The organism is Sphingomonas epibiotica, from assembly GCF_039615155.1.
GTDB lineage: Bacteria > Pseudomonadota > Alphaproteobacteria > Sphingomonadales > Sphingomonadaceae > Sphingomonas.
Map to the genome: position 1 here is coordinate 89,977 of NZ_JBDGHY010000003.1, position 24,215 is coordinate 114,191.

Sequence of the window (24,215 nt, forward strand, 5' to 3'; positions counted from 1 at the left end):
CCTTGCCGACCCCCGTCCGCGCCCGCTAGTCGGTGACCACCCAAGGAGACGCCCCATGAAGACCCGTGCCGCCGTCGCATTCGAAGCCAAGCGCCCCCTCGAAATTGTCGAGCTCGACCTCGAAGGACCGAAGCCCGGCGAAGTGCTGGTGGAGATCATGGCGACCGGCATCTGCCATACCGACGCCTATACGCTCGACGGCCTCGACAGCGAGGGGCTGTTCCCCTCGGTGCTCGGCCACGAAGGCGCAGGCATCGTGCGCGAGGTCGGCGCGGGCGTGACCAGTGTCGCGGTCGGCGACCATGTCATCCCGCTCTACACCCCCGAATGTCGCCAGTGTAAGTCGTGCCTGTCGGGCAAGACCAACCTGTGCACCGCGATCCGCGCGACGCAAGGGAAAGGGCTGATGCCCGACGGCACCACGCGCTTCAGCTACAAGGGTCAGCCCATCTATCATTACATGGGCTGCTCGACCTTCTCGAACTTCACCGTCCTGCCCGAGATCGCGGTCGCGAAGATCCGCGAGGATGCGCCGTTCCAGACCAGCTGCTATGTCGGCTGCGGCGTCACCACCGGGGTCGGTGCGGTCGTCAACACTGCCAAGGTCGCGCCGGGCGACAATATCATCGTGTTCGGGCTGGGCGGCATCGGGCTGAACGTGTTGCAGGGCGCCAAGATGGCCGGCGCGAACATGATTGTCGGCGTCGATATCAACCCGGCGCGCGAGGAATGGGGCCGCCGCTTCGGCATGACCCATTTCGTCAACCCGAAGGACGTCAGCGGCGATATCGTCCAGCATCTGGTCGCGCTGACCGACGGCGGCGCGGACTATACGTTCGACTGCACCGGCAACACCGACGTCATGCGCCAAGCGCTGGAAGCGTGCCATCGCGGCTGGGGCACGAGCATCATCATCGGCGTAGCCGAAGCAGGCAAGGAAATCAGCACCCGCCCCTTCCAGCTGGTCACCGGGCGCAACTGGCGCGGCACCGCGTTCGGCGGGGCGAAGGGCCGCACCGACGTGCCGAAGATCGTCGACTGGTACATGAACGGCAAGATCGAGATCGACCCGATGATCACCCATGTCCTGTCGCTCGACGAGATCAACAAGGGCTTCGACCTGATGCACGCCGGAGAGAGCATCCGCTCGGTCGTAGTCTACTGATTTCGTTTTGACAGGTGAAATTTCTTCGCGAATATAAGCGGAGAGAGGACACGCAATGACCGGAGGGCAGCGTCCCGCCAAGCTCGGCTTCGGCGGGGCGGCGATCGGCAATCTATATCGGCCGGTCGGCGAGGAAGCCGCCCGGGCGACGATCGACGCGGCATGGGATCGCGGCATCCGCGCGTTCGATACCGCCCCGCATTACGGTTTCGGCCTGTCCGAACGGCGATTGGGCGATGCGCTGGCGGAGCGCGATCCGGATGGGACCGCCTTTGTCTCGACCAAGGTCGGGCGCGTGCTGCAACCCGTACCCGACCGCGATCTGGGGAGGGAGCGGCAGGGGTTCGTCTCACCCGAACCGGTCGAGAGCGCGTTCGACTATTCGCGTGACGGGGTGCTCCGCTCGTTCGATGCCAGCCTTCGCCGGTTGCGTCGCGACCGGATCGACCTGTTGCTGGCGCATGATCTGGGGGCCATGACCCATGGTGCCGATGCCGGGGCGCAGATGGCGACCTTCCTCGACGGCGGCTATCCAGCGATGCGCGCTTTGCGCGAAGCGGGCGTGACCGGCGCGATCGGCATCGGCGTGAACGAGATCGCGGTGTGCGAGGAACTGCTGGATCAGATCGAACTCGACGCGATCCTGCTCGCCGGGCGCTACACGCTGCTCGAACAGGGCGCGCTCGACTCGCTGCTACCCCGCTGTCAGGCGATGGGCGTCCGGCTGATTCTTGGCGGGCCGTACAATTCCGGCATCCTCGCCACCGGTACCGGCGGCAACGCGCGCTATAATTACGATGCCGCACCAGCCACTATCGTCCGCCGGGTCGATGCGATCGCCGCGATTTGCGCGCGCCACGCCGTGCCGATGGCGGCGGCGGCGCTGCAATTCGCCATGGCGCATCCGGCAGTCGACACCGTCATTCCCGGCATGGCCGATGCGGAGGAAGTCACCCAGTCGCTGGCACTTGCCGCCCTGCCCCTGCCCCCTGCCCTGTGGCACGACCTGATCGACGCCGGTCTGGTCCGCGCCGACGCCCCCGTTCCTTCTTCGGAGACCGCATGACCCGCCTGTCCGGTAAAACCGCTATCGTCACTGCCGCCGCGCAAGGGATCGGCCGCGCTGCCGCCGAACTGTTCGCCCGCGAAGGCGCTCGCGTGCTGGCGGTTGATATCAACGGCGAGGCGCTGGCGACGTTGGAAGGCTGCGAGGCGCATGTCGTCGACCTGATGGATGGACAGGCCATCAAGCAATTCGCGGGCAGTGTCGGCGCGGTCGATATTCTGTTCAACTGCGCCGGCTTCGTCCATGCCGGCACGATCCTGACCACCGAAGAGGCCGATTGGGACTTCAGCTTCGACCTGAACGTCCGTGCGCAATATCGGCTGATCCGCGCCCTACTGCCGGCGATGATCGATGCGGGCGGCGGGTCGATCGTCAACATGTCGTCGGTCGCTAGCCATGTGATCGCCGTCCCCAACCGCTTCGTCTATACCGCGTCGAAGGCGGCGGTGATCGGCCTGACCAAGTCGGTCGCGCTCGATTTCGTCGGGCAGGGTATACGTTGCAACGCGATCTGCCCCGGCACCGTCCAGTCGCCCTCGCTGGAGGAGCGCATGGCCGCGACCGGCGATGCGGAAGCGGCGCGTGCCTCGTTCACCGCGCGCCAGCCGATGGGCCGGCTGGGCCGGGCGGAGGAAATCGCCGAACTGGCACTGTACCTCGCCTCCGACGCGTCGTCCTACACCACCGGCGCGGTGCATGTGATCGATGGCGGATGGTCGAACGCATGATCCATGTCCTGACCCTCGACCTTGCCGACGAAGTCGCCGCCATCGCCGAGTATGAACACTGGCATCGGCCGGGCAATGTCCCCGCGGCCGTCCTGGCATCGATCCGCGATGCCGGCATCTCGCAGATGGAAATCTGGCGCACGGGCAACCGCCTGGTGATGACGATGACCGTGACCGAGGCGTTCGACCCGGTAGCCAAGACCGCCGCCGACCTCGCCAACCCCGACGTCGTCGCGTGGGAAGCGCGGATGGGCCAGTTCCAACGCGCGCTGCCACAGGCGCCCGATGGCAGCCGCTGGACACCGATGGCGCGCATCTTCCGCCTGACCGACCACGCATGACGCGCCCTGGCCCGCCCTGTCGCAACAGGCCGGGCCGGAACGCGCACCTACCAGTGCCAGAGCGTACCATCCTCCAGCCGCGCGACGGGCAGCTGCTTGGGGTTGTACGGGTACTTCGCCGCCAGCGCCTCGTCGATATCGACACCGTGCCCCGGCGTGTCGCCGACCTTCAGATACCCGTCCTCGAACCGGTAATCATGCGGGAAGACCGCGTCGGTCTCCGGCGCATGCGCCATATATTCCTGGATGCCGAAATTCGGGACCCAGGTGTCGAAATGCAGCGCCGCGCCCATGCACACCGGCGACAGGTCGGTCGCGCCATGGCTGCCGGTGCGGACCTGATACAGCCCGGCCAGATCGGCGATCCGCCGCAAATGAGTGATACCGCCGGCATGGACGACGGTGGTGCGAATGAAATCGATCAGTTGTTCCTGGATCAGCGTCCGGCAGTCATGGATCGAATTGAAGATCTCGCCGACAGCCAGCGGGGTCGTCGTATGCTGGCGGATCAGGCGGAATGCCTCCTGATTTTCGGCCGGGGTCGCATCCTCCATCCAGAACAGTCGATATTCTTCCAGCGCCTTGCCCAGCCGTGCCGCCTCGATCGGGGTGAGGCGGTGATGGACGTCGTGCAGCAGCTCGATCTCCTCGCCATGCGCGACGCGGATTGCCTCGAACAGCTTGGGCGCGTGGCGCAGATAGGCCGGCGTCGACCACAGAGTCTCCTGCGGCAGCGCGGTGTCGGCGGGTTCGTAGATCTTGCCCGCGCCCGATCCGACGCCGTATGCGCCCTTGACCCCCGGCACGCCCGATTGCGCCCGGATCGCGCGATAGCCGGCCTCGCGATAGCGGCCGACCGTCTCGACCGTCTGTTTGATATCGGCGCCATTGGCATGGCCATAAACCAGCACGCCCTCACGCGAGCGACCGCCGAGCAACTGGTAGAGCGGCAGCCCCGCCGCCTTGCCCTTGATATCCCACAGCGCGGTATCGACCGCGGCGATCGCGGTCATCGTCACCGGCCCGCGCCGCCAATAGGCGCCGCGGTAGAGATATTGCCAGATATCCTCGATCCGGTGCGCGTCGCGACCGATCAGCACGGGTACGACATGGTCGGTCAGATACGACGCGACCGACAATTCGCGCCCGTTCAGCGTCGCGTCGCCGATGCCGTAGATGCCCTGGTCGGTCTCGATCTTCAGCGTGACGAAATTGCGCCCCGGACAGGTCACGATCACGCGTGCGTCGCGGATGATGAGCGGTATGCACGACGTTGGGGTGGGGCCTGTCACTGTCCGACTCTCCTGATATCAAGGACGCATCATCCGGCGTCTAAGAGGACCGTTAGCGCTAACAACGACAAGAATGAACCCGGAAATCGCCGGGCAGAGAGGAAGTCATGCCGATCCCGACCATTACCGCTCCGCCGCCCGATACAGCACCCGACCATGGCGGGCACCGGTTCATCACGCCGGGGTTCGGCGTCGGTTTCGCGGTGGTGGTCAGCCTGTTCTTCCTTTGGGCGATCGCGAACAACTTCAACGACATCCTGATCCGCCAGTTTCAGAAGGCGCTGGCATTGAACCGGGCCGAGGCCGGATTCATCCAGTTCGTCTTTTATCTCGGCTATTTTCTCATGGCGCTGCCTGCCGGGATTATCATGCGGCGCTTCGGCTATCGTGCCGGTATTCTTGCCGGACTGGGGCTGTACGCAGCCGGCGCGCTGCTATTCTATCCAGCCGCGGAGTTGCGCGAATATGCCGGGTTTCTGGGGGCGCTGTTCGTGCTGGCCGCAGGGGCGGCATTCCTTGAAACGGCGGCCAATCCGTACATCGTCGCGTTCGGCGATCCTGCGCGTGCGGAGCAACGGCTCAATCTTGCGCAGGCGTTCAACGGCCTGGGCGGCGCGATCGCGCCCAGCATGGGCGCGCTGTTCATCTTTTCCGGGGTCGAGCATGACCGTACGACGCTGGATGCGATGGCCCCTGCCGCACTCGAAGCGTATCGGGCCAGCGAGGCGCAGATGGTGCAGCTGCCCTATCTGGTGCTCGCCGGTGTCGTGGTACTGATTGCGCTTGCGGTGGCACTGGTCCGGTTGCCCGATATCGCGCACGATACGCGCGGGGGGACGCTGGCCGGCCTGAAGTCGGTGATCGGGGTCAGGACGCTCCGCTGGGCGGTGGTCGCGCAATTCTTCTATGTCGGGGCGCAGGTCGGGGTATGGAGCTTCTTCGTCGATTTCGTGAAGGCGCTCAGTCCCGCCACGCCCGAGCGCGAAGCGGCGTATCTGTTGTCGATCAGCCTGACGCTGTTCCTTGCCGGGCGGCTGGTAGGTACATTGCTGATGCAGAAGATCGCGGCGACGCGGTTGCTGGCGGGATTTGCGTTGGCGAACATCGTCTTGACGCTGGTCGCGGCGCTGGCGGGCGGCATGGTCGCGATCGGGGCGCTACTGCTGACCGGCTTCTTCATGTCGATCATGTTCCCGACGATCTTTTCGCTGGGGGTACGCGACCTGGGACCGCAGGCGACGCTGGGCGCGCCGCTGATCGTAATGGCGATCATCGGCGGGGCACTATTCCCCCCGGCTATGGGGTTGTTGAGCCACGATATCCTGTCGATCCAGACCGCGATGCTAATACCCTGCCTATCGTTCGCGGTCGTGCTGGCGTTCGCGCTGGCGATGCGGAGAAGGGCAGCATAGGAGGACGCATGCGATACCGGCGGGCGGGGATGGCGGGGGCGGCGCTGTGGCTGAGCGCGGCGGCACCCGATCCCGGGGTCGAGGCCGCGGTGCGCGCGGCGCTGGCACAGGCGCCGGCGGGCACGCGCTTCGGGCTGGTCGTGCGCGATGCGGGCGGGGTCGAGCGCGTGGCGATCGATGCCGATAATCGCTTCGTACCTGCTTCGAATACCAAGATTTTCACGACTATCGCTGCCTTCGCAAACTTGCCCATGGACGGTCCGGACGGCGCGCGGACTGGGGTCCGGATCGAGGGGCGCGACGTGGTGCTGGTCGGGGCCGGCGATGCGCGGCTGTCGTCGGCGGAGGACTGCGCAAGCGATTGTCTTTCCACGCTGGCCGATGCGGTGGCGGCAGGTACGCGAGTGGTTGGGGACGTGATCGGCGACGACAGCGCCTTTCCCGACCAGCGCTGGTCGCCGGGCATGGGATGGAACAACATCGTCACCCGCTATGGCACCGGCATCTCCGCGCTGACGCTGGACGACAACGAACTGGCGCTGACCGTCGGGGTCGAGGACGGCAAGGCGGTGGTAAGCGGTTCGGATTATTACCGGATCGACAACCGCGTGACGGTCGGTCCGGGCAACGCCATCGCCTATGACCGGATGCCGGGCAGCGACCTGCTAAGGGTGTCGGGGACGGTCGCAAGGGGAGCGAGCGAGCGCATCCGGGTGGGGATCGACGACCCGGCACATTATGCCGCGTGGAAGTTGGCGAAGATGTTACGTAGCAAGGGTGTCCGGGTGACCGGGCGGGTACTGGTTCGACACCGGCCCTACAGGGCGGCAGAGGACGGAGCGGTCGTGCAGCGTGGCGTTTCGCCGCCGATGTTGACACAGACCCAGCCCGGAGCACTGCGCGAGGACATAGCGGTCACCAACAAGGTCAGCCAGAACCTGCACGCCGAATTGCTGCTGCGCCGGGTTGGCGCGGTGCAAGGGAGCGGGTCGATCGCCGATGGACTGAAGAAAGTCTCTGCAATCATGGCGTTGGCAGACGTGCCGCGCACCGCATGGGATTTGTCCGACGGGTCGGGCATGTCGACCTATAACCGGGTAACGCCGCGGGCGATGGTCGCGCTGCTGGGCTGGGCACGGATGCAACCTTGGGGCGCGGCGTGGCTGGAGACGCTGCCGGTCGCGGGGGTCGACGGCACGCTGGCGCGACGGTTCAAGGGGACGGCGCTGGCGGACAAGCTGCGCGCCAAGACCGGGTCGTTGGCGGGCACATCGGCACTGGCGGGGACGATGACTGCCGCCAGTGGGCAGACGCTGACCTTTGCTCTGTATGCCAATGACATACCGGAGGGGACCTCGGCGACGGCGGCGATGGATGCGGCGTTGCTGGCGGTGGCGGCGGGGTTGTAGTCCTGCCCGTATCGAGGCGCGTGTGCAGTCCTTCGATACGCCATTTCGACAGGCGCAATGGCTACTCAGGACGAACGGGTAGAGCCCAAGCAACGTGTTCTCGACAGGCGCTTCTCGACAGGCTCGAAGCTGCTCGAACCGAACGGTTGGGGAAAGGGAGGACGGTCCCTCCCCCTCCCGCCCATCAATGTTTGCGCGGGATCACGTGGAGCACGCCCGCGATGATCGCGCCGATGATAATGCCGACCACCGCCGAGAGCGCGGCGTTGACGATCCAGTTCACCACGCCGCCGATCGCGGGCAGCGCCTCCGCCGCATGATGCGCGGTGTCGTGGATCAGGTGCGGCAGGGCGACGATGCCGAATTCCTCCATGCCATGGACGATGATCTGTCCGCCGACCCACAGCATCGCGGCGGTGCCGATCAGCGCCAGCGCCTTCAGCAGCACCGGCATCGCCTTTACCAGCCCGCGCCCGATCGCCTGCGCGGCGGCGCTGGAACGCTGGGCCAGCGCAAGGCCGATATCGTCCATCTTCACGATCAGCGCGACGACGCCGTACACGCCGACGGTGATGGCGATGCCGACCGCCGCCAGCACCACCGCCTGCATCCACACCGGCATGTCGGGCAGTTCGTTCAGCGCGATGATCATGATTTCCGCCGACAGGATCAGGTCGGTGCGGATCGCGCCGCTGACCTGCGTCCGTTCCAATTCGGCCGGGTCGGTGGTGGTCGCCGCTTCCTCCGCAGCATGGCCGCCGAGCCAGGGGGCGAGAATCTTCTCCGCCGCCTCGAAACACAGGAACGCGCCGCCCGCCATCAGGATCGGGGTGATCGCCCAGGGCGCGAACACCTTCAGCAGCAGCGCGGCCGGCAGCAGGATCAGCAGCTTGTTCTTGAGCGATCCCAGCGCGATCTTGCCGATGATCGGCAGTTCGCGCGCGGGCGACAGGCCAACGACATAGCGCGGCGTCACCGCCGCATCGTCGATGACCACGCCCGCCGCCTTCGCCCCTGCCCGGCTGGCCGCCGCGGTCACATCGTCGAGCGACGCCGCCGCCAGCTTCGCGATCGCCGCGACGTCGTCGAGCAGTGCCACCAATCCGCCAGCCATTGCCTGTCCCCTTAATTCGTCGCGCCGAGCGGTAGCGTTCAGAGGACGACAACGCCATCGAAACCGAGGGTGAATTTTTGTTCCTTAACCTTTGCCGGAACACGTTCGGCGATCACCATCAGCGGACTGACTTCGACGATTAGGTACGCTAACGTACCAAACTACTGGATTATGCTTATTTTTGTCGCGGAGATCGACAGCAGGGCTGTCGCGGCGAAATGACATGCTCCCACCACCGAAGTCCAGATATCCGAATTTTCCCAATCGCTATTAACAGCTGTTCCACAATAGTTAATTCTACAACAGCTATTTGTTAAACGACAGTACCCTATCCCCTGTCGGGATGAATTTACAGCCACCAATATTGTCTGTGGCTTCAGTCTGATTCATCGTCGGGAGGGAATGATGCGTTGGACCATTAAAGCTAAGCTAGGGGTAACATTCGGGATTGTAGTTGTGATGCTGCTTGCCGTCGTCACTATCGGCGTCAGCCGCATGTCGCAAATGAATGCCGACATCGTTGAAGTCATCGACGGCCCGGCTGCACGGCAGGCCCGGTCGCTGCGAGTGCAAGTCGAGGTGAACGAAATCATCCGACTTGAAAAGAACATGGCACTCGCCACCGATCCCACGCTGATCCGCCAGTTGGAGCAGGATTCAACCACAAAGATCAATGCGACGACTGATCTGATCCGGGATGCATTGAACAAGGCGCCGAGCGACGCCAAGCCGCGTTGGGTGACGACCGCCGGTTTGTGGGACGAGTTCAAACAGGTGAACCAGGAGGTTCGGGCACTGGCGCTGGCCGGGAAGCGTGAGGAGGCCGGGGCCGCATCGATCAGCCGGTCGCGCGAGATCGTGAAGAAGCTGTATGCCGGCCTGGATGACATCGTGTCGACCAATACCGCGCTGATGAACGACGCGAAGATCGTGACGACCGCAAGCTTCGAAAGCGCACGGACGATGTTGCTCGGCGTGGCGATCGCCGCGATCCTGATCGCGATCGGCGGCGCGGTGTGGGTCAGCCTGATCGTATCGCGCGGATTGAAGCAATTGGCGGTCGCGCTCGACACGGTGGCCGGTGGCGATCTGACCCAGGATCTGGTCGCGAACAGCAACGACGAGATCAAGGACCTGATCGGAACCACCAACAACATGATCGAACGGCTGCGGATGGTCGTCGGCGACACATCGGGGGCGGCCAACAATGTCGCGGCCGGCAGCCAGCAGCTCTCCGCCTCGTCCGAACAGGTCAGCCAGGGCGCGACCGAACAGGCCGCGGCTGCCGAGGAAGCATCGGCGTCGATGGAAGAAATGGCCGCCAACATCAAGCAGAACGCCGACAATGCGGCACAGACCGAGAAGATCGCACGCCAGTCGTCGAAGGACGCCGAAGCCAGCGGTGTCGCCGTCGAACGCGCCGTGGGTGCGATGCGGACGATCGCCGAGAAGATCAGCATCGTGCAGGAGATCGCCCGCCAGACCGATCTGCTGGCGCTGAACGCGGCGGTGGAAGCGGCGCGGGCCGGCGAACATGGCCGCGGCTTCGCGGTGGTTGCTTCGGAAGTCCGCAAGCTCGCCGAGCGCAGCCAGACGGCAGCCGCCGAGATCAGCGCGGTATCAGGCGATACGGTGCAGGCAGCGGCACAGGCCGGCGAGATGCTGACCAAGCTGGTGCCCGATATCCGCCGGACCGCCGAACTGGTGGCGGAGATCAGCGCCGCATGCCGCGAGCAGGATATCGGCGCGTCGCAAATCAACCAGGCGCTGCAGCAGCTCGATCAGGTCACGCAGCAGAACGCGTCGGCTTCGGAACAGATCACCTCGACTTCCGAGGAACTGGCCGGACAGGCGGAGGAGCTGCAGCAGAGCATCGCCTTCTTCCGCGTCGATGACAATTCGGTCGCAACGACCAAGCGTCCCGCCGCCCGCAAGCCAAAGGCGAAACAGGCGCCTGCACCGAAGGCCAAGCCGAACTCGGTTGCCGACCAGCAGGCCCGTGCCCGCGGCTTCGCGCTCGACCTAATGCAGGGCGGGCCGGACGGCGACGATGCGGCGTTCGGCCGTGCCGCCTGAGGGCTGACCGCCGCGCCGATCGGCGGGGGCGGTCGGTCAAGGAGGATCTGACAGCGTTGATCGCTCCCCGTTGATCGGGACCTTTGCGAAGGTCCCGATCACCAATGTTGTGGCGTACCCTCGCGCAGACGCGACCTTTGCGGAAGTCCGCTTCTTCCCATCCCCGAGCAGGCGGGAATGCAGGGCCACAGCCGCAAGCCGTGGTTTGCGTGGCTCTGCCCCCCGCCTGCGCGAGGGTACGAGCGTTTCCAGGGGATTGAGCGACGTTCGCAGTGGCCCTGCCTGTGCAGGGGTGCCACCGGTATGCGGCGGAACGCGCCGAGTTTCGCAACGGCCTCAATCCATTCCGCGATGCCGTAATCGCGATGCGGTTGCGGCGATCGCCACGACGCTCGCCGAAGGTCGACAGGACCACGCGCTGGAATTCGAACGGTGATCCCGATACGGACGGCGAGCGACCTGGCCGGTCGCCCACCGTTCCCGATTTGCGGGAAACGGTACACGAAATGTCCTTTGCCAAGCACCGCGACGAAAAAAGCCGTTAACCGTAATAGGCAATGCCGGCGATCACCGCGCGCAGTCGTCCTTTTGTAGAACGTGCACCAACGCACTGGGCAACCACTGTTTTCCAACGCTCACGCAACCAACAACTCCAGCCAACCGCACGCTTCGCGATCGATATCGCCGGATCGGAGTCGATATCGTTCGCTGCTGTTAAGCTTGGTTCGATTTCACCTAACAGCCGTCCAATCAATTGTTAAAAACGTTTGCGCATGCCGTTCCCACGCCCCCGCCAACGAGGGGGTTCGGCATTTCAGCACCGGGAATATATCATGCGCGCTACGATCAGGATGAAACTGGGGTCGACCTTCGCGGTCGTCCTCTTGTTGCTGGCGGTCGTCGTCGGCTTCAGCGTCGTGCAATTATCGACCCTGAGCGGCGCGATGGGGGCGCTGGTCGACGATCCCGCGACCGCTCTCGACCGTATCCAGCAGTTCAACGATGCATCGACGTCCGCGATCGTCGCCGAAAAGAACCTGGCCCTGTCCAACGATCCGCAGATCGAGGCGGAGCAGGTGCAGGAACTGCGCAAGCAGCGCGCCCGTGCCGACGAACTGGTCGCCAAGGCGCCGCCGATGGCCGACGAAACCGATATCGAGCAATATGCGAAGATCCGCGCGTCGTGGAACGAGTATAAGGCCGCTGCCGACAAGGCGGTCGAGCTGGCGCTGGCCGACAAGAATATCGAGGCCGGCGTGATTTCGCTGGGCGCGGCGCGCGTCGCCGCCGAAAAGACCGGTGGGCTGATCGACGAGATGGTCGAACGGCAGCGCGAGGAGATGAAGCAGGCCGATGCCGAGGGCGACGCGCTGTACGCGAGCGCGCGCACGTGGCTGATCGTGATCGCGGTCGTGGCCTTTGCCGTGGCGATCGCCGGTGCGCTGTGGGTCAGCAAGGTCGTGGCGCAGGGGCTGCAGCGGGTCGGCGTCGCGCTGGACGCAGTGGCGATCGGCGACCTCGACAACGAAGTCGTCGTCACCAGCAATGACGAAATCCGCGAGCTGGTCGACACCGTCAACCGCATGACGGTGGCACTGCGCAAGTCCGCCGCACTGGCCGATACGATCGCGCTGGGCGACCTGTCGGTCGATCACAAGCCGCTGTCGGACAAGGACAAGCTGGGCTTTGCGATGGTGTCGATGGTCGATGGGCTGCGCAAGTCCGCGGCGCTGGCCGATACGATCGCGCTGGGCGACCTGTCGGTCGACCACAAGCCGCTGTCGGACAAGGACCGGCTGGGCCATGCGATGGTGTCGATGGTCACCGGGCTGCGCAAGTCGGCGGCACTGGCCGACACGATCGCGGGCGGCGACCTGACCGTCGATCACACGCCGCTGTCGGACAAGGACCAGCTGGGTCATGCGCTGGTAACGATGGTCGGACGGTTGCGCACCGTGGTCGGCGACGCTTCGGCCGCCGCCGACAATGTCGCAGGCGGCAGCCAGGAACTGTCGGCTTCGTCCGAACAGGTCAGCCAAGGCGCGACCGAACAGGCCGCCGCCGCCGAGGAAGCATCGGCATCGATGGAAGAAATGGCCGCCAACATCAAGCAGAACGCCGACAATGCCGCGCAGACCGAGAAGATCGCACGCCAGTCGTCGCAAGATGCCGAAGCGAGCGGCGTCGCGGTCGAGCGTGCGGTCGGTGCGATGCGGATCATCGCCGAGAAGATCGGCATCGTGCAGGAAATCGCCCGCCAGACCGATCTGCTGGCGCTGAACGCGGCGGTCGAAGCCGCCCGCGCTGGCGAACATGGCCGCGGCTTCGCGGTGGTCGCGTCGGAAGTCCGCAAGCTGGCCGAGCGAAGCCAGACCGCTGCTGCCGAGATCAGCGCGGTGTCGGGCGACACGGTGCAGGCAGCGGCACAGGCCGGCGAGATGCTGACGAGGCTGGTCCCCGACATCCGCCGGACCGCCGAACTGGTGTCCGAGATCAGCGCCGCATGCCGCGAGCAGGATATCGGCGCGTCGCAGATCAACCAGGCGCTGCAACAGCTCGATCAGGTCACGCAGCAGAACGCCTCGGCGTCCGAACAGATCACCTCGACGTCCGAGGAACTGGCCGGACAGGCGGAGGAACTGCAGCACAGCATCGCCTTCTTCCGGATCGGAACCCCCGACGCGGCGGCGAAGCGGCGCAAGGACCGCAAGCCGGCGGGACGCAAGCCGGCGGCAAAGGCCAAGCCAAACTCGGTTGCCGACCAACAGTCCCGCGCCCGTGGCTTCGCGCTCGATCTTCAGCAGGGTGGCCCGGATCCGCACGACGACGCCTTCGACCACGCCGCCTGACCCTTTCCGCCGGTCGCCACCCGTTGCGGCGGGTGGCGACGCGTAACCGACAGGAGCAACCGCCATGTTCCGCGCAACCGTCCTCGGCCTCACCGCCCTAGCTTTTGCCAGCATTCCCGCCGCCGTTTGCGCGCAGGACGCCGAACCGGCATCCGCGCTGTCGATCGATTTCGCCTATAAGGGCGATGTCGTGGCGGTGGCGGCGGGCGAGGGGCGGGGCTTGCGCTATCTCGACAATATCGACCTGCTCGCCGCCCTCGACCTCGACCGTGCGGTCGGGTGGCAGGGCGGCAGCGCGTTCGCCAGCCTGCTCAACAATCTGGGCGGTCGGCCGAACGATCTGGCGGGCACGTTGCAGGGGGTGAATAATATCGAGGTCGGGGCGCCCGACCTGCTGCTGTACCAGGCATGGTTCCAACAGAGTTTCGCCGGCGATCGGTTGTCGGTGCTGGTCGGCAAATACGACCTGAACAGCGAATTCTATTCGGGCGACGCCGCGGCGCACCTGATCGCACCGGCGTTCGGCATCGGGTCGGAACTGGCCGCGACCGGGCCGAACGGGCCGTCGATCTTTCCGCGCACCGACCTCGCCATCCGGCTGCGCGCCAGCGACGAACGGCATTATGTGCAGGCGGTGGCGATCCGCGCGCCACGCGGCACCGCCGATACGGGGCGCGACCGATCGACGCTGTTCGTCGCCGAGGGCGGGTTGCAGGGGCGCACCGCGATCGCCATCGGCGGCTGGGCCTATAGCCGCCGCCAGCCGCGCGTCGCCCCGCCGGGGGTGACGCTGGCCGAGGGGACGGCCGCGTCGCACGGCGTCTACCTGTTGATCGAACAGGATCTGGCGGGGCAAGCCGACCAGCCGGGGCATTGGCGCGCCTTTGCCCGCGCCGGACTGTCCGACGGGCGGACCACGCCGTTCGCGGGCGGGTTTCAAGCCGGGCTGACCGGACGCGGCATCGTGCCCGCACGACCCGACAGCCAGGTGTCGATCGGCGTGGCCAGCGCCGACCTGAGCACCCCCTATCGCCGGGCCAATCCGGCGGGCGAACCGGCGCTGACGGGGTCGGAGGGGATGGTCGAGCTGACCTATAGCGACCGGATCGCGCCGTTCCTGACGCTGCAACCCGATGTGCAATATGTCCGCCGGCCCGGGGGGTTGCGCGACGTCGACGATGCGCTGGTGCTGGGGCTGCGGGCGATCGTCGAGTGGAAGGCGATGTAGGGCGCAGCCCTACGCCGTCGCCGCCACCCCCTGCGTCGTCAGTCCGGCGTCGACCAGATTGCCGACGAACTGGTCGGTGCAGTGCGACCAGCAATATTGGGTGCCGATGCGGACGCACGCGTCGCGGTCGGCGGCGAGTGCCCGCGTCACCGCCGCCGCCAGATCGGTGTCGAGCGCGCCGATACGGTCGCTGCCGCCGCCCCGGCCGTCCAGCCCGATCACGTCGAGCGGCCCCGGCACCGGATAGGCGGCGACCGGAGTGCCGCAGGCCAGCGCCTCGATCATCACAAGGCCGAAGGTGTCGGTACGGCTGGGAAAGACCAGCACGTCGGCGGCGCGATAGGCGGCGGCGAGGCCCGCTCCCTGTTTCACCCCGACGAACTGCGCGAGGGGATAGCGCCGCTCCAGCTCGGCACGCGCCGGGCCATCGCCGACCAGCAGCTTGGTGCCCGGCGTATCGAGCGACAGGAACGCCTCGATATTCTTTTCGATGGCGATGCGCCCGACATGGAGCAGGATCGGGCGCGGCAGCGTCGCGACGTCGAGCCGCGCGCCGTCGGGCTTGAACAGCGACAGATCGACGCCGCGCGACCAGCGCCGGGTATGGGCGATGCCGTGATCATGGAGCGATTTGGCGACGCGCGCGGTGGCGGTCATCACCCCGCTGGCCGCCGCATGGAAACGGCGCAGGAACGGCCAGAACAAGCCGGCGGGCAAATGCGTGCGCATCGCCAGATAGTCGGCGAAATTGGTGTGGAACGAGGTGGTGAAGCGCGCGCCATTCCCGCGACACCAGCGCCGCGCCGCCCAGCCGAGCGGTCCTTCGGTGGCGATATGGATCGCATCGGGGTGGAAGGCCGCAAGGCGGCGACCGAGTTCGGGACCGCAGCCAAAGGCCAGCCGGATTTCGGGATAGCCGGGACAAGGCCGTGTGGCGAAACCGTCGGGAGTGAAGGTTTCGACGACGTGCCCCCGTTGTTGCAGTCGGGCGATCGTCGTCTGCAACGTGCGGACGACGCCGTTGACCTGCGGACTCCATGCGTCGCTGACGATGGCGATCCTCACGCGGTGGCGACCGCCCGGCCGGCATCGGCGGCCTTGCCGTTCGCCTTCGCCAGTTCCTTTTCCCAGGTCAGCGCACGCCAGTCGATCAGTGACAGCGCACCCGCATGATCCTCGACCAGCGCGGTGCAGCTTTCGACCCAGTCGCCATCGTTATAATACATGATGTCGCCGATCTGGCGGATCTCGGCGGTGTGGATATGGCCGCACACCACGCCGTCGACGCCATGTTCGGCGGCGGCGTGCGCCACGGTTTCCTCGAACCGACCGATGAAGTTGACCGCGTTCTTGACGCGATGCTTGGCATAGGCCGACAGCGACCAATAGGGCAGGCCGAGCTTGCGCCGCGCGAAGTTCCATACCCGGTTGGCCTTCAGCAGCGCGGTATAGGCATAGTCGCCGAGGAACGCGAGCCACTTGGCATAGAGGACCACGCCGTCGAACTTGTCGCCGTGCAGGACGAGCAGGCGGCGGCCATCGGCGGTTTCGTGAATATCCTCCTCGACCATTTCGACGCCGCCAAATTCGAGACCGGTATAGTCGCGAAACGCCTCGTCATGATTGCCGGGGATGTAGATGACGCGGGTGCCGCGGCGCGCGAACTTCAGGATTGAGCGGATGACGTCGTTATGGCTCGACGGCCAGTACCAGCCGCGCCGGATCTGCCAGCCATCGACGATGTCGCCGACCAGATACAGCGTCTCGCATTCGAAGGAATGAAGGAAGTCGACCAGTTGCGTGGCACTGCACCCCGGCGTGCCGAGATGGACGTCGGAGATGAAGACGGTGCGGTAGGATTTCTTCGGACCCTCGGCCTGATAGCTTTGCGGGTCGTTGATCCAGTCGGGAATCTTGCGCGCCAGCGATTTGATCGGCGACCGTTTGCCGCAATCCTTTTCCGACCGGTGTTCCGTCCGGGATACAAATGCCGTCGTCATCGTATTTCCCCACGATAGTGGTTCGGACGTCCGTCCTTGCGATGGCGAACCCTGTATAGCGTCACCGCGACAATAGTATTTCGCGCGTGTGACGCCCGCTCTCATCAAACTGAAACCTTGCTGACATGGGTAAGACATCGCCCTGTCATCGACCGGCGTCATTGTGGCTGGCCAGACAAGCCCGGTGCGGCACTGGACAAGGAAACTCACGGATTGGCTCAGGAATTGAACCGCCTCGGCGTGGCGAGCGCCTATGATCGCTGGGCGCCGATCTACGATCTGGTCTTTGGTCCGGTATTCCGGCGCGGGCGGCGGGCCGCGATCGATGCCGCCGAAACGGTCGGCGGACGCATCCTCGAAGTCGGCGTCGGCACCGGCATCTCGCTGCCGCATTACCGCCACGACAGCCGGATCACCGGCATCGATATTGCCGACCAGATGCTCGACAAGGCGCGTGACCGTGTGCGCCGGCTGAAGCTCAACCATGTCGAGCGGATCGCGATCGGCGATGCCGAGGCGCTGGATTTCGCCGATGCCTCGTTCGACGTGGTCGTCGCGCAATATGTCGTGTCGGCGGTGCCGCATCCCGACCGCGCGCTCAGCGAATTCCTGCGCGTAGTGCGTCCCGGCGGGATGATCGTGATCGCGACCCGGCTGGGCGCGGAAGCAGGGATGCGCGCCAAGATCGAGCGCGCGCTGATGCCGATCACCAGCCGGCTTGGCTGGCGGACCGATTTCCCATGGGCGATCTATGGCGACTGGGCGGCGCGCAACCCGCAAGCGGAGCTGATCGAGCGCCGCCCGCTGCCCCCGCTCGGTCATTTCTCGCTGGTCTGCTTCCGTCGTGCGGTCGACGGGCAGGACAATCACCCGACACCGGCACACGCTGCGACCGCCTGAACCAAAACCCTTTTCATCAAAGGCTTATTCAATGCCCGGATTCAAGGAAGCGCTGAAGGAACAGCGGTGGGACGATCATCGCTATTACCATCACAGCATCATCAACCAGGCGCTGCACTTCGTCAGCGCGACGACGTTCCTGATCGCTTACGTCGTGGTGTGGATCGACCCGGCGGTCGCCAGCCTGCTTGGCTGGCTGGTGGCGATGACCGCGCGGCAATCGGGGCATTTCTTCTTCGAACCCAAGACCTACGACCATGTGAACCAGGCGACGCACGAACATAAGGAAGAGATCAAGGTCGGCTATAATCTGTTCCGCAAGGTCGTCTTCATGGGCCTGTGGGCGGCGACGCCGATCCCGCTGCTGCTGGACCCGACCTTCTTCGGGGTGTTCGAACCGCATGTCGGGTTCGTCGGGTTCCTGCGGCATCTGGCGCTGCTGTGGCTGGCGTTCGCGGTCGGCGGGCTGGTGTTCCGGGTGGTGCAACTGTTCGTGCAGCGCGACGTGATGACCGGGCTGGTATGGGCGACGAAGATCGTGACCGATCCGTTCAACGACTTCATTCTGTATCGGAAAGCGCCGGTGCAGTTGCTGAAGGGCGCGCGGATCGACACCGATCTGCAGGAAGCGGCGCGACACTAAGCGCCGGGCAAGGCGTAGCGACGCTACGTCGAGCCTCAAGGCGCGCCCGGCCGGCGGCGCGAAAAGCGCCGTCCGACGGCACGGGCTTTGCCTGTGCCGGGCTTTGGCTGGCGGTTTTCCGCCTGACGTCACGAAAGTCACACTAGCGGCCGGTTTGCAGTGATGCGAGCCGGCCGCGTTGTTTTGGGTAAGGACCGTCGAGGCAGAGAAAGGATGGAGGCCAGCCTGACAGGGCGGGGCCGTGCAGAAAAGCCGTGTGTTGGCCGGTCGAGTAGAAACCGGTAGGCTCTCGTTACGAGCAGACAGCATAGTCGCAGCCGTCAATGCGATGGGGAAAGCAGTGGCTTCGTTATCCGATTTCATAGCCTTATATCGTGAAATGGGACCCGTACGGTTCTTTTGCTTTTTAGCCGTGATCGTCGCGATCGGGGTTGGGACCGTAGGCGTATATGAGTGGCTTTCGATCCGGCTAGGATGGCCTGAGCGTTATGGTTTGTATTGTTACGGTCGGGAATGTCTTTGGATCGAGCTATTCCATAGCGGACGCCTTCTTTACAGCGGGCGCTGGGATGAACTGCTTCTCTTTATTTGTCTTTGGTTAATCCCCGGCACGTTCATCGTCGCCGCGGTTATTATCTTGGCGAAGCGTCGAAGCACATATTGGCAAAACCGGATCAAGCCGATGCGGTAAAAGGACCTCGAAGACGGCGCTGACCGGCAGCGCGTATGGTGGACCAACCGCTCGAGTCGAACGTGACCAGCGTTGGCCACCCTCACCCTTCCGCGGCTGTGTCGCTCCCTCCCTCGTCCGCCAGGAGAGGGAAAAGGCGGCGAAGGTTGAGGGCGCCCAGGTTTGATCGAAGCGCCTAACCCCGCCCCAGCCGCCGCGACAGCGTTTCCTTCAACACCTGCCGCCGCAGCATCTTGTTGGTCGTGCCGGGCGCGCTCCACCACCAGCCGTCCGCGTCCATCGCCTGTGCCGCCTTCACGAACCTTGCGACGACCTCGGCGAACGCCGTGTCGTCATAGTTCAGGCTGAAGATCAGCCGACCCGTGCCCACCCAGCTTAGCGCGAGCCCCTCGGCACGGGCATAATATTGCAGCATCCAGTTGTAGCGCGACGGCACGGTATAGAGGATCGTCCAGACCGTCTGCATGCCCGCGGCACGGACCGGCAGGTCGGCGGCCGCCATTGCCGCGTTGAATTGTTCGAGGCGCGCGTCCCAGCGGGCGTCGACGTCCGCGTACATCGCCTGCACTTCCACGCTGTCGAGGCGTTCGAGGAACACGTCCATCGCCCCCATCACATAGGGGTGCGCGTTGAAGGTGCCGCGCGCGAAGCAGATGTCGGCGGGTTGCTCTGGACGGAAACGCTTCATCAGGTCGGCTCGACCGCAGACGACGCCGACCGGCAGGCCGCCGCCCAGCGTCTTGCCGTAGGTCACCATGTCGGGCTGCACTCCGAATGCCTCGGCCATGCCGCCCTTCGCCAGACGGAAGCCCATGAAGACTTCGTCGAAGATCAGGGCGATGCCGGCCCTGGTGCACACGTCGCGCAGCTTGACCAGCCAGTCGCGATAGGCGGCGCGGTCGACATGCCCGCTACGACTGCTGTCGATCAGCGTGCCGTCGGACGGCGCGCCCCGGTTCGGGTGCATCGCCTGGAGCGGATTGACCAGCACGCAGGCGATATCCTTGCGCGTCGCCAACACGTGGAGCGTGCGGTCGGACAGTTCCGACAGGGTCAGCGTATTGTCGGCCGGGGTGGGGTTGCCAATGCCCGGCTGCACATCGCCCCACCAGCCGTGATAGGCGCCGGCGAAGCGCACCACGCGGCGGCGACCGGTATGATAGCGGGCGAGACGCACCGCCTGCATCACCGCTTCGGTACCCGACATGTGGAACGACACTTCGTCCAGACCGCTGATCGCGCGCAGCCGGGCGACATTGGCGGCGATGACCGGGTGATAGGTGCCGAGCACCGGCCCGAGATCGGCGACGCGCGCGGCCCCTTCGGCGATGCACGCCTTGTAGAAATCATGGCCGAACAGGTTGACGCCGTAGGAGCCGGCAAGGTCGTAAAAGACATTGCCGTCGAGATCGGTGGCGGTGACGCCCGACGACGATACGTAGAAGGCACCGGTGGCGAGGCGTTCGCGGACCAGCCGGCTGAACTGGAACGGGACGCGGTAGCGGCCGGTGAATTGCAGGTCGGACAGCCCTTCGCCCAATTCCTTCGTCGCCGCGACCGTCTTCGCGAAGCGCGTTTCGTAGAGCGCCGACAGACGGTCGAAGCCGGCGCGGCGCTGGGCCGCGATCTCTGCGGGCGCGTCGTCGGCGGCGAAGAAGCGGGCGTCGTCATAATCGTAAAAAGCGATTTGCCGCGCGATTCGCTGGCCCCAGCGGACATGCCCGGTGAGCGAGCCGTGCTTGGCGCGGCTGAGCGCGAGGCGGGCGCGGCCCTTGGTAGCGAAAAGACCGGCGGTGCCGGCGGCGAGGACGATGGCGAGTGGCGTCATGACTGACGCGAATATGACGCGATCGGGAAATATTGATGACGGCCATGGACGATATCCGCCCCGCTCCGCCCACGCCCGCCGCCCCTGCCCTGCCGCGCTGGATCGCGAAGCTGACCGACATCGAATCGGTCAATTATGCGCTGACCAACTGGCTGCCGCGGCGGAGCGCGACACGGGCGATGGGGTGGCTCAGCAAGGTGGAGCAGCCGCTGGTGGCGCGGGCGTCGATCGCGCTGTGGCGCACCTTCTGCGATGTCGACCTGTCCGATGCGGCGGAGGCGACGTGGCCGTCGCTGCATGCGGCGTTCATCCGCCGGTTGCGGCCGGGGGCGCGGACGTTCCGGGCGGATGCGCAGCAACTGTCGGCGCCATCGGACGGGATCATCGTCGCCAGCGGGCGGATTGCGAGCGACAGCATCGTGCAGGCGAAGGGGCGGCGCTATTCGATCGCCGAGCTGACCGGAGGCGAGGGAGAGGCGTATATCGGAGGGAGCTTCGTGACGCTGCGGCTGACCGCGGGCATGTATCATCGGTTCCACAGCCCGCAGGATGCGGTGGTCGAGCGGGTGCGCTATTTTCCGGGCGACTGTTTCAACGTCAATCCGCCGGCGCTCAAACGGGTCGACCGCCTCTATTGCCGCAACGAACGCGCGACGGTGCGGCTGCGGCTGGACGACGGGACGCCGGTGCTGCTGGTGCCGGTAGCGGCGATCCTGGTCGCGGCGATCCGGCTGACCTTCCTCGATACCGTCAGGCTGCTGCGCGAACGCGCCGACCCGGTCGCGACGCTGGCGACGCCGGTCGCGCAGGGGGAAGAGATGGGCTGGTTCGAACATGGATCGACGATCGTGATGTTGACGCCTGCGCCGTTCGTGCTGACGGACGGAGTGCAGACCGGCGACCGGGTGCGTGCGGGGGATGTGCTGTTCGACCGGGTGGTGATCGAGGAGATCTGACGCAGCGGTCTCGCGCACGCGGGAATCGATGGCCGCCACGGTTTCCAATGGACCAGCGGCCCTGGAAACCGTTTCATCCCAATCGAACCGGACGTCATTCCAGCGCAGGCCGGGCGGGGATAGGGGCGGCAGTGGCGGAAGGGGAGCGTCCCGCCTGCGGCCCGCCCCCTCCACCACCGCTTCGCGGCGGTCCCCCTCCCCGCGGGGCGGGGAGGATTTAGGGGGCGCTATATATAGAGTCGGTCGCCGTGCGCCGGACGCCGAAAACCCCCGGCAACGTTTCCGTCGCCGGGGGCCGGTCCCGTTACCGGGAGGACCGCTGCCGCCGCCTTCATGCAAGGGGGAACGGCGGCAGCGGAGCCGGGATTAGCCGAGCAGCTTGAGCACGCCCTGCTGCGACTGGTTGGCCTGCGCCAGCATTGCGGTCGAGGCCTGGCCGAGGATCTGCGCCTTGGCGAGCGCGGTCGATTCCGACGAGAAGTCGGTGTCTTCGATGCGGCTGCGGGCTTCCTGCAGGTTCGACGAGGTGGTGGTCAGGTTGTTGACGGTGACCTGCAGACGGTTCTGCACCGCACCAAGGTCGCCACGGATCGACGAAACCTTGTCGAGCGCCTTGTCGATCGCAGTCATCGCCATCGAGGCATTCGCCTGGGTCGTAACGTTCAGCGCGCCGCCGACCATGGCGTCCGAGCCACCTTGGGCGGCCAGACCGACCTTGGCAAGCGATGTCGTCGAACCTTCAACACGAATTTCCGCTCCGGTGTCCGACTTGAGTTCAATACGACCGCGCAAGGTCAGGCCGGTACCAATTGCACCGCCCGAGGCGCCACCGTCATCACCCTTCATGCTGGTGACCATGCCAGCCGACGTGCCAGTGGTGCTGTCCTTCAGCGTGATGTCGTTACCCGTCGACGAGGTCAGGATCAGGTTACCATCATCATCGCTCGATGCAACGAGCCCGCTGATGCCGGCAGCGTTGATGTTCATGACGACGTCCGACATCGACATACCGGCATTGCCGTCGACGTTGCTGAGAGCAACGGTAGCGCCGTTGATGATGAGTTCGTTCGCTGCAGCGATCTTCGACGAGTCGAGCGAAACGGTCGCCTTGGTCGTGGCAGTTGCGGTCACCCCGCTTTTTTCGGTCGTTGCGTTGATCGCCGCGGCTTTCGAAGCCGCAGATGCATCGTTCGAGGCACCGATTGCGACCCCATTGATCTTGACGTCGTCGGATACGGTGAGTGCCCCCTGGGTCTGACCGACCGTCGAACCCTTCACTTTGTCGAGTGCCGAAGTTTCATTCAGTCCGAGCGCCGTAAAATCAGCAGCAGCGCCCGAAGTGCCCCGCTTGATGTCGATTGCTTGGCCGTTGGAGCTTTGCAACGCAACGAAGCCGCCATAGGTATCAGCGGTGAAGCCCGCCTTGCCAGCATCTGCGCCAGCGATGGTGATGGTCTTGCCGGTGTCGTTCGACAGGACGATCTTGCCTTCGTTGTTCAGCTGCGCGGTAACACCGCCGACGTCGCGGTTGATCTTCATCACCAGTTCCTCGGCATTCGCGCCGGTAACGTTGGTGCCGTTCACCGAGAAACCGGTCGCGCTGGTGACGCCGCCCGATGCGACGGGACCGCCGGTCAGGGTGTTGTACGCCGATGCCGACACGCCGGTCTGTCCGGTGTTGGCGTTGATTGCCGCCGCAGTCGTTTCGGCGGTACCGGCCGTCAGGTTGGCGCTGAACGCATTCTTTCCGTTGATCTGGATGTCGCCAGCGTCGACGGTCGCAGCGCTGATGCGTCCGGTGGTTGCCTGACCTTCAACACGGTAGCCATTCAGCCCGAGCGCAGTCGCCGACGTGTTTGCAAGCGATACCGAGGTCGTCTGACCAGCCTGTGCACCGGTCTGCAGCGAAACGTTCTTCACCGAGCCGTCGAGCAGGTTGATGCCGTTAAAGTTGGTCTTGGTCGAGATGTCGTTGATCTGCGCGGTCAGCTGGCCGACTTCAGACTGGAGCGACTTGCGTTCCGAGGCGCCCAGCGAACCGTTGGCAGCCTGGCCGGCGAGTTCCTTCATGCGCTGCAGCATGTTGGTGACTTCTCCGAGCGCACCTTCGGCGGTCTGCGCCATCGAAATACCATCGTTCGCATTGCGCGCCGCGACGGCCATGGTCTTGATCTGGCTTGTCATGCGGCTGGCGATGGCGAGGCCGGCAGCGTCGTCCTTTGCCGAGTTGATGCGCTTGCCGGTCGACAGGCGTTCCATCGAGGCGCGCAGCGAGTCGTTGGCGTTGGTCGAGGCGTTGGCGGCGCGGAGCGACGCGATGTTGGATCCGATAACGGTCATGGGTGTGTCCTCCAGTCTGACTTCCAGCGCCCCGTGGTCCCCCCTGATGAAGCAATCGGGAACGAAGCTGCTGCCCGGAGAAACGGCACCGATCGGCGGGGCTTAAGCGGAAAAATCGGCGCCTCGCGCGCGCAGGGGAGCGCACGCGGCATACAGAGCCGAATCGGACGTCATTTT

The 24,215-nt window shown here is 65.4% G+C and carries 18 protein-coding genes; 12 read left to right on the forward strand and 6 right to left on the reverse strand.

Features of this window, described 5'->3' with window-relative positions:
* The first annotated feature begins 55 nt into the window (after nt 1–55).
* Genes AAIO73_RS06855 through AAIO73_RS06870 form a run of 4 tightly spaced genes read left to right on the forward strand, consistent with a single transcriptional unit; the run spans nt 56 to nt 3,300 of the window.
* Nucleotides 56–1,165 (forward strand): S-(hydroxymethyl)glutathione dehydrogenase/class III alcohol dehydrogenase, encoded by a 1,110-nt coding sequence (locus AAIO73_RS06855; protein ID WP_345877001.1) that lies wholly within the window; start codon nt 56–58, stop codon nt 1,163–1,165.
* 55 nt (nt 1,166–1,220) lie between these two features.
* The gene (locus AAIO73_RS06860) at nt 1,221–2,231 is read left to right on the forward strand and encodes an aldo/keto reductase (RefSeq protein WP_345877002.1); all 1,011 of its coding nucleotides are present in this window, start codon (nt 1,221–1,223) and stop codon (nt 2,229–2,231) included.
* On the forward strand, nt 2,228–2,959 hold the full coding sequence (locus AAIO73_RS06865) for an SDR family oxidoreductase (RefSeq protein WP_345877003.1): 732 nt from the start codon (nt 2,228–2,230) through the stop codon (nt 2,957–2,959). Before AAIO73_RS06860 ends, AAIO73_RS06865 begins: the two co-directional genes overlap by 4 nt.
* The gene (locus AAIO73_RS06870; protein ID WP_345877004.1) at nt 2,944–3,300 is read left to right on the forward strand and encodes an L-rhamnose mutarotase; all 357 of its coding nucleotides are present in this window, start codon (nt 2,944–2,946) and stop codon (nt 3,298–3,300) included. The genes AAIO73_RS06865 and AAIO73_RS06870 overlap by 16 nt, the downstream gene beginning before the upstream one ends.
* 47 nt (nt 3,301–3,347) lie before the next feature.
* Here the strand turns inward: AAIO73_RS06870 and manD are convergent, their stop codons facing one another.
* Complete coding sequence (gene manD / locus AAIO73_RS06875; protein WP_345877345.1) at nt 3,348–4,565, reverse strand: D-mannonate dehydratase ManD; 1,218 nt, start codon at nt 4,563–4,565, stop codon at nt 3,348–3,350.
* A gap of 134 nt (nt 4,566–4,699) precedes the next feature.
* Between manD and fucP the strand changes: the two genes are divergently transcribed.
* Together fucP and dacB are read left to right on the forward strand one after the other, a co-directional pair.
* Entirely contained in the window at nt 4,700–6,004 is a 1,305-nt protein-coding gene (fucP, locus tag AAIO73_RS06880) for an L-fucose:H+ symporter permease (RefSeq protein WP_345877005.1), read from the forward strand.
* A gap of 8 nt (nt 6,005–6,012) precedes the next feature.
* Nucleotides 6,013–7,413: a D-alanyl-D-alanine carboxypeptidase/D-alanyl-D-alanine endopeptidase gene (gene dacB, locus AAIO73_RS06885; protein WP_345877006.1), complete on the forward strand. Its 1,401-nt coding sequence runs from the start codon at nt 6,013–6,015 to the stop codon at nt 7,411–7,413.
* Between the two features lie 184 nt (nt 7,414–7,597).
* Here dacB and AAIO73_RS06890 read toward each other — a convergent pair whose 3' ends face one another.
* Nucleotides 7,598–8,527, reverse strand: coding sequence for a DUF808 domain-containing protein (locus AAIO73_RS06890; RefSeq protein ID WP_345877007.1), 930 nt, complete (start codon nt 8,525–8,527; stop codon nt 7,598–7,600).
* A 405-nt stretch (nt 8,528–8,932) separates the two neighbouring features.
* Here AAIO73_RS06890 and AAIO73_RS06895 point away from each other — a divergent pair, with 405 nt between their 5' ends.
* The 3 genes from AAIO73_RS06895 (at nt 8,933) to AAIO73_RS06905 (ending at nt 14,680) form a co-directional block, all read left to right on the forward strand.
* Nucleotides 8,933–10,603 carry a methyl-accepting chemotaxis protein gene (locus AAIO73_RS06895; RefSeq protein WP_345877008.1) on the forward strand — a complete coding sequence of 557 codons (1,671 nt, stop codon included), beginning with the start codon at nt 8,933–8,935 and terminating at the stop codon, nt 10,601–10,603.
* A gap of 833 nt (nt 10,604–11,436) precedes the next feature.
* Nucleotides 11,437–13,452 (forward strand): HAMP domain-containing methyl-accepting chemotaxis protein, encoded by a 2,016-nt coding sequence (locus tag AAIO73_RS06900; protein ID WP_345877009.1) that lies wholly within the window; start codon nt 11,437–11,439, stop codon nt 13,450–13,452.
* A 64-nt stretch (nt 13,453–13,516) separates the two neighbouring features.
* Nucleotides 13,517–14,680: a carbohydrate porin gene (locus AAIO73_RS06905; protein ID WP_345877010.1), complete on the forward strand. Its 1,164-nt coding sequence runs from the start codon at nt 13,517–13,519 to the stop codon at nt 14,678–14,680.
* A gap of 9 nt (nt 14,681–14,689) precedes the next feature.
* On the opposite strand, the gene AAIO73_RS06910 is transcribed toward AAIO73_RS06905, so the two are convergent.
* Both AAIO73_RS06910 and AAIO73_RS06915 read right to left on the reverse strand, forming a co-directional pair.
* Entirely contained in the window at nt 14,690–15,745 is a 1,056-nt protein-coding gene (locus tag AAIO73_RS06910; protein ID WP_345877011.1) for a glycosyltransferase family 4 protein, read from the reverse strand.
* Nucleotides 15,742–16,680, reverse strand: a complete 939-nt coding sequence (locus AAIO73_RS06915; protein ID WP_345877012.1) for a UDP-2,3-diacylglucosamine diphosphatase — start codon at nt 16,678–16,680, stop codon at nt 15,742–15,744. The genes AAIO73_RS06910 and AAIO73_RS06915 overlap by 4 nt, the downstream gene beginning before the upstream one ends.
* A gap of 213 nt (nt 16,681–16,893) precedes the next feature.
* Between AAIO73_RS06915 and AAIO73_RS06920 the strand changes: the two genes are divergently transcribed.
* Complete coding sequence (locus AAIO73_RS06920; protein ID WP_345877013.1) at nt 16,894–17,580, forward strand: class I SAM-dependent methyltransferase; 687 nt, start codon at nt 16,894–16,896, stop codon at nt 17,578–17,580.
* Nucleotides 17,581–17,611: 31 nt separating this feature from the next.
* Nucleotides 17,612–18,223 carry a hypothetical protein gene (locus AAIO73_RS06925; protein ID WP_345877014.1) on the forward strand — a complete coding sequence of 204 codons (612 nt, stop codon included), beginning with the start codon at nt 17,612–17,614 and terminating at the stop codon, nt 18,221–18,223.
* Between the two features lie 866 nt (nt 18,224–19,089).
* On the opposite strand, the gene AAIO73_RS06930 is transcribed toward AAIO73_RS06925, so the two are convergent.
* Nucleotides 19,090–20,742: an aminotransferase class III-fold pyridoxal phosphate-dependent enzyme gene (locus AAIO73_RS06930; RefSeq protein ID WP_345877015.1), complete on the reverse strand. Its 1,653-nt coding sequence runs from the start codon at nt 20,740–20,742 to the stop codon at nt 19,090–19,092.
* A 35-nt stretch (nt 20,743–20,777) separates the two neighbouring features.
* On the opposite strand from AAIO73_RS06930, the gene asd reads away from it, so the two are divergent.
* Complete coding sequence (asd, locus tag AAIO73_RS06935; protein ID WP_345877347.1) at nt 20,778–21,698, forward strand: archaetidylserine decarboxylase; 921 nt, start codon at nt 20,778–20,780, stop codon at nt 21,696–21,698.
* 366 nt (nt 21,699–22,064) lie between these two features.
* Here asd and AAIO73_RS20280 read toward each other — a convergent pair whose 3' ends face one another.
* The gene (locus AAIO73_RS20280) at nt 22,065–24,038 is read right to left on the reverse strand and encodes a flagellin (protein ID WP_526023774.1); all 1,974 of its coding nucleotides are present in this window, start codon (nt 24,036–24,038) and stop codon (nt 22,065–22,067) included.
* Nucleotides 24,039–24,215 lie beyond the last annotated feature (177 nt).